The sequence below is a fragment of the Novacetimonas cocois genome (assembly GCF_003311635.1).
GTDB lineage: Bacteria > Pseudomonadota > Alphaproteobacteria > Acetobacterales > Acetobacteraceae > Novacetimonas > Novacetimonas cocois.
In genome coordinates, this window is record NZ_QEXL01000041.1 from 1 (window position 1) to 4,447 (window position 4,447).

A 4,447-nucleotide genomic window follows, 5' to 3' on the forward strand; every position below is an offset into this window, starting at 1 on the left:
AAAGCGCGTCCTCGGCTTAGCGTAGGATTTCGCCCCCTCCCGCAAACGACCCCTTCTTTTCAGGCTCCCCAACCTGACTTTTCTGCTGCTGCGCCTCTTGTTCGAGCCGCACTTTCCGTATGGCCTCGGCCTCTCGGTGGAGTCTCAAATCTTCCATCTGCCGGGCCTTGGCGCGTGCAGCGCGTTCTTCTGCAAGTTTGTCGTCACACTCCCGTTTGATGCCATCCAGTGCGAGAGAGCGATAACGCCAGCGATCATCTAACTTCGGACTGTTCACCTCAGCCAGAAACCACTCCTTGAAGAGCTTTTTCGCGAGCTCTAACGTGGCCTTCAGACCGGACAAAATACCAGAAGTCTGCCGAATATTGGTTCGTGCCTGTTCCGCCTGTTCTTTCTTTTCCCGGATCTCTGGCGGGGGACGCAGGCGAGCAAAAAAACCAACCCCTGCCGACCATTCGACAATCGTCGTCTCGCACTCATCACGCCAGTTTTCTGCGTAGGACAGGTCACGCTCTTCCTCGGTTATCCGCGCCTCCATATCGCGGATTTCCTTAGTTTTCTGAGCATATTCAGGGGTATCCTTAACGATCCCTCTGCGCACTCTGGCCTCACCCCCTGCCAGTTCTTCAGCCGCATGTTTGCGCAAGCCATCCAGACGGTAAGGCTCGCGGGCCGTCAGATATAAATTCCGTTCGGCAATGACCGCGGCTTTCTCTCGCTGCCGCTGCTTGCGCTCCGCCTGTAGGTCGATGATTTCCGCCGTCAGGGCCGCTTTCTGCGCGTTATCCTGCTCTATGGCCCTGTTCAGGTTGCCACCCTCTGTCCGGCGCCCACGACGCTCTAGGGCTGTCACAGAAGGCCCCAGATGGACAGTCGGCGTCCGATCGATCCCACGAGCCTTCAAACTGCGCCGGTCAATCCGTTCGGCCTCTCCTGCGGCTTCTAGGGCTGCATTGGCCTGCGTTTCCCATAGCGCCCGCACTTCCTCGACCAGAACCGCCCCTTTCTCGATGCCCTGCTTGCGCAACTGGGCATCTGAAAGTTCGGGCTGTGCCTTGTCTCCGAACACCAGAGCGCCGGAAGCGTCACGGCTGATCTGCCTGGTCGTGGTCAGCACATGGGCATGGTGGTTGCGCTGATCGCCTTCTCGCCCTGGGCGATGAATGGCGAAATCGACGGCCACCCCGAAACGCTCGGCCAGGGATCGACTAAACTGCGCGGTGAGGTCCAACCGTTGCTGGTCGGTCAACTCGGCGGGAAGAGCAATAACCCACTCGCGGGCAGTCCGTCCGTCCTTCCGCTTCTCGGCTGCTTCGGCCCCGTTCCACAGGGCATTGCGCTCGCATCCCTGACCGTCTGGCGTGATGATTCCGGTTGCTACGACACCACGCCGCCGCGTGTAGTCGTGAGCATTGCCGGTCCGATCATCAACCAGAGACGCGCCGGACCGATACGCAGCGGCGGCGACAGCAGATCGCCCGTCCTTCCGCGATATTGGTTTGGTTTCGGCGCGATACAGGGCCACGGTTCGGCTCCAAGGTGGGGTTAAGGGGAGGAACGTCCCTACGCAGGAATTGATTTATCAATTCGTAACTGCGCACTTCGTGATAGAGTTGCATACCTTTATAAGACGGATTTTGCAAAAATGGCTAAAACACTCGATCAGAAAATCGCAGATGCCGAAGCACGATTGGCTCGCCTACGTTTGGAAACAAGGAAGCAGGACACAGGCCGAAAGATCGTGCTTGGTGGTATCCTGCTTTCTGCTGCTGAACATGACCCAGCCATTCGGTCATGGCTTCTCAAACAGGTTGACGGTGACAAGCTGCGCAAAGTCGATGCTGAACGTCTCGCGCCGCTGATCGCCAAGTGGCGGAAAATGACATGACCCCCATCGAGCGCGCCCGCGCACTCCGTCGGGACTATGACGATCTGACCCGGCAGGCACAGGAATCCGGTCACTACTCCGACCCACCGGCGGAGATGGTGGCTAGTCCATCCCTGCCATCGGTCGATCACTGGCAGATCGTCCGGTTTCCGAATGTCGGTCCGGTTCTGGCCGGATGGGCGCGGTCTCATCCAGTTCTCGGCCCATCTGACTGCTGGTTCATCTCAACACCGCTGGAACGCATCGACCCGGCTGGGAAATGGGCATGGTCGAAGAACCACCTGTTCCGGCTTCTCCGACCGGCTGACCCGCTCAAAGAGGCCGAACGGCTGGCTGGGACGCTCAACGGTCCTCGTGAAACCACGTTCACCCCCGTAGAGCGTCCCAAAGACTGGGATGAGGCAGAACCCTACGACCAGTCAGGGCTTGCGACCTTCTAGGTGAGACTCTGCCGGTCTCGCTTCCGCCTCACTTCATACCCCTTGAGCAAATTTCTCTTGCCCGGTTCTGCTGGTCTGTCAGGTCCGGAGCGAGCGCAGGGCGGGAGCGCCGTAGGCCGCCGTAGGCGTCCGGACGTGTTCGTGCCCGCTCGCACGTACACTCCCACCGTGAAGGTTCTGCGCGTGGATATGTGGATCGCCCTTCGGGCCGCGCTCCGCCCATGGACAGCCCGTGGACAGCCCTTCGGCCTGCCCACCGCCTGCCCACAGGCTCCACGCTCGACCCACATACCCACCCGTTCAACAGACATCAGGATTCTTAAATTTTTAGGGAAAAAGAGGTCCGTTCGGGCATCGCTCCAATACCGATCGTCCCAGCAAAACGGACCTCCTAGATAGATCAAGAAGGGAGAAAGCCAAAAATCGGCAGAAAACAGCCATTCTTAAAAATCAAAAGGGTCAAAGTTGTCCACTTAACTGGTCAAAATTGACCACTTTTGTGGACTTGCAGAAGTCCACTTAACTGGTCATACTGATGACCAGTTTTGGTATCAAAAGTGATACCTTTCATCATGAGGCGTTCACGGATGGCGACACTTTTCAGTGGTCAGCGACGGTTACTCGATGCCGAGACAGGCGAGATCATCGACGCACAAGTTGTCACCAAAACCGTTGGTGACGCTGGTTTTCATAAAATTTGGCTGGCCGAAATCCTCGAACTGGTAGACGAGGTTGGTAATGCCAAAATGAAAATACTGATGTGGCTGCTATCAAAGGCCGACCATCAAAATCAGGTTGTGGCAACACACCAAGAAATAGCTGACGCAACAGATACCAGCCCGAAAACCGTGCAACGTCTTATGCGTTCTTTGAAAAATGCCATGGTTATTGTCGAAGTACGCCGCACGCACTGGCGTCTTAACCCTGACGTGATCTTCAAAGGCGACCATCGCCAGCGGATGAATGTTCTAGTCAAATACCGCACTGAATCCGCACAGGCCGATATGTTCGACCTTGAGGCCAAACGGGCCGCGAAGAAGGATGCCGCATGATGAGCGCAAACCCGATCATCCAGCATGACGATGAGGAAACAGCGGCCTTTCTGGCGGCTGTTCAAGAAGGCATTGCTGATGCCGATGCTGGCCGCACGGTTCCATATTCTGCCGTTCGGGAATGGCTCCTGTCGTGGGGAACTGAACACGAAAAACCGGCTCCCCACTGCAAATGAGCACGGTTTTTTCCATCCAGTTCACTCGTAGATCACTCGACGACATTCAGCGCATCAAGCAGCATATCGGTGAAGAAAATCCCGCAGCAGCAAGCCGGGTTGCCATTCAGATCGTCGCTACATGCGACCGTCTCGAATACCTGCCCGAGCGCGGCAGACCCGGTATTACACCCGGCACGCGAGAGCTGGTGTCCTGCTGGCCGTATGTGATCGTCTATCGCATCACCGGCTCAATGGTCGAAATCCTGAACATCTGGCATAGTTCTCAAGACCGATAGATCGAATTATTAAGAGGACGGTATTTTAATATCCCATGGAGTAGAAAGTGGATCACATCCATAGACTTTATAGCTATTTCAATAAAGAATATTTAAAACGGTCCTATGTAATAGGCTGTATGTTTTTTGTTCTGATGTCTTTATCTCTAATATTTGGATCAATTAATGCAAATGACGGTATTTTCAACAAAATAAGTCATTTAATTTTTATGTTTGCTTATATGGCAATAATAACATTGCTATTTCCATTTTCAAAAATGTTGTGGGACAACACAAAGTCTTTTATTTTAGGAAATACAATACTAATAACATCTGTTTTCTTTTTATTCCCTGCAAAATTTATTGTTAATGCCCTACTTTGGTCAATGTCATTATTTCTTGGTCCAGTGGGAATTGCATATGCATGGTATAAAACAAAATAATGACGACATTCTCCCCACCCTAGTCCACGAAAAACGGATGCAGTCACATTCCGAACGATGGGCTGTCGTGCCAATCGTCCTCTGAATCGCCTCCCGGATCAGGCGTCCGGGAAACAGGGGAAGGCGGTTCAACCTTCTTGGGGTCGTTTGCGGGAGGGGGCGAAATCCTACGCTAAGGCTTTGGCCAGCGA

6 protein-coding genes are annotated in these 4,447 nt (G+C 54.3%); 5 read left to right on the forward strand and 1 reads right to left on the reverse strand.

The genetic code is table 11. The annotated features are described in order from the left end of the window. Positions 1-16: 16 nt before the first annotated feature. Complete coding sequence (gene mobQ, locus NJLHNGOC_RS15170) at positions 17-1,525, reverse strand: MobQ family relaxase (RefSeq protein WP_113597081.1); 1,509 nt, start codon at positions 1,523-1,525, stop codon at positions 17-19. A 120-nt stretch (positions 1,526-1,645) separates the two neighbouring features. Here mobQ and NJLHNGOC_RS15175 point away from each other — a divergent pair, with 120 nt between their 5' ends. The 5 genes from NJLHNGOC_RS15175 to NJLHNGOC_RS15195 all read left to right on the forward strand — a co-directional run bounded on the left by NJLHNGOC_RS15175 (position 1,646) and on the right by NJLHNGOC_RS15195 (position 3,834). Continuing rightward, positions 1,646-1,888: a hypothetical protein gene (locus tag NJLHNGOC_RS15175; protein WP_006115720.1), complete on the forward strand. Its 243-nt coding sequence runs from the start codon at positions 1,646-1,648 to the stop codon at positions 1,886-1,888. A 95-nt stretch (positions 1,889-1,983) separates the two neighbouring features. Continuing rightward, positions 1,984-2,328 carry a hypothetical protein gene (locus NJLHNGOC_RS15180; protein ID WP_165837957.1) on the forward strand — a complete coding sequence of 115 codons (345 nt, stop codon included), beginning with the start codon at positions 1,984-1,986 and terminating at the stop codon, positions 2,326-2,328. A 587-nt stretch (positions 2,329-2,915) separates the two neighbouring features. Then, positions 2,916-3,380 (forward strand): replication/maintenance protein RepL, encoded by a 465-nt coding sequence (locus NJLHNGOC_RS15185; protein ID WP_165837958.1) that lies wholly within the window; start codon positions 2,916-2,918, stop codon positions 3,378-3,380. Then, positions 3,377-3,556, forward strand: a complete 180-nt coding sequence (locus NJLHNGOC_RS15190) for a hypothetical protein (protein WP_020936805.1) — start codon at positions 3,377-3,379, stop codon at positions 3,554-3,556. The genes NJLHNGOC_RS15185 and NJLHNGOC_RS15190 overlap by 4 nt, the downstream gene beginning before the upstream one ends. Further along, complete coding sequence (locus NJLHNGOC_RS15195) at positions 3,553-3,834, forward strand: type II toxin-antitoxin system RelE/ParE family toxin (RefSeq protein ID WP_113597084.1); 282 nt, start codon at positions 3,553-3,555, stop codon at positions 3,832-3,834. Before NJLHNGOC_RS15190 ends, NJLHNGOC_RS15195 begins: the two co-directional genes overlap by 4 nt. Positions 3,835-4,447: the final 613 nt, after the last annotated feature.

Bases quoted from the DNA above. Each gene is read 5' to 3' on its own strand.
- NJLHNGOC_RS15180 (WP_165837957.1), top strand. From the start codon at position 1,984: ATGGTGGCTAGTCCATCCCTGCCATCGGTCGATCACTGGCAGATCGTC.
- NJLHNGOC_RS15195 (WP_113597084.1), top strand. From the start codon at position 3,553: ATGAGCACGGTTTTTTCCATCCAGTTCACTCGTAGATCACTCGACGAC.
- NJLHNGOC_RS15190 (WP_020936805.1), top strand. From the start codon at position 3,377: ATGATGAGCGCAAACCCGATCATCCAGCATGACGATGAGGAAACAGCG.
- NJLHNGOC_RS15175 (WP_006115720.1), top strand. From the start codon at position 1,646: ATGGCTAAAACACTCGATCAGAAAATCGCAGATGCCGAAGCACGATTG.
- NJLHNGOC_RS15185 (WP_165837958.1), top strand. From the start codon at position 2,916: ATGGCGACACTTTTCAGTGGTCAGCGACGGTTACTCGATGCCGAGACA.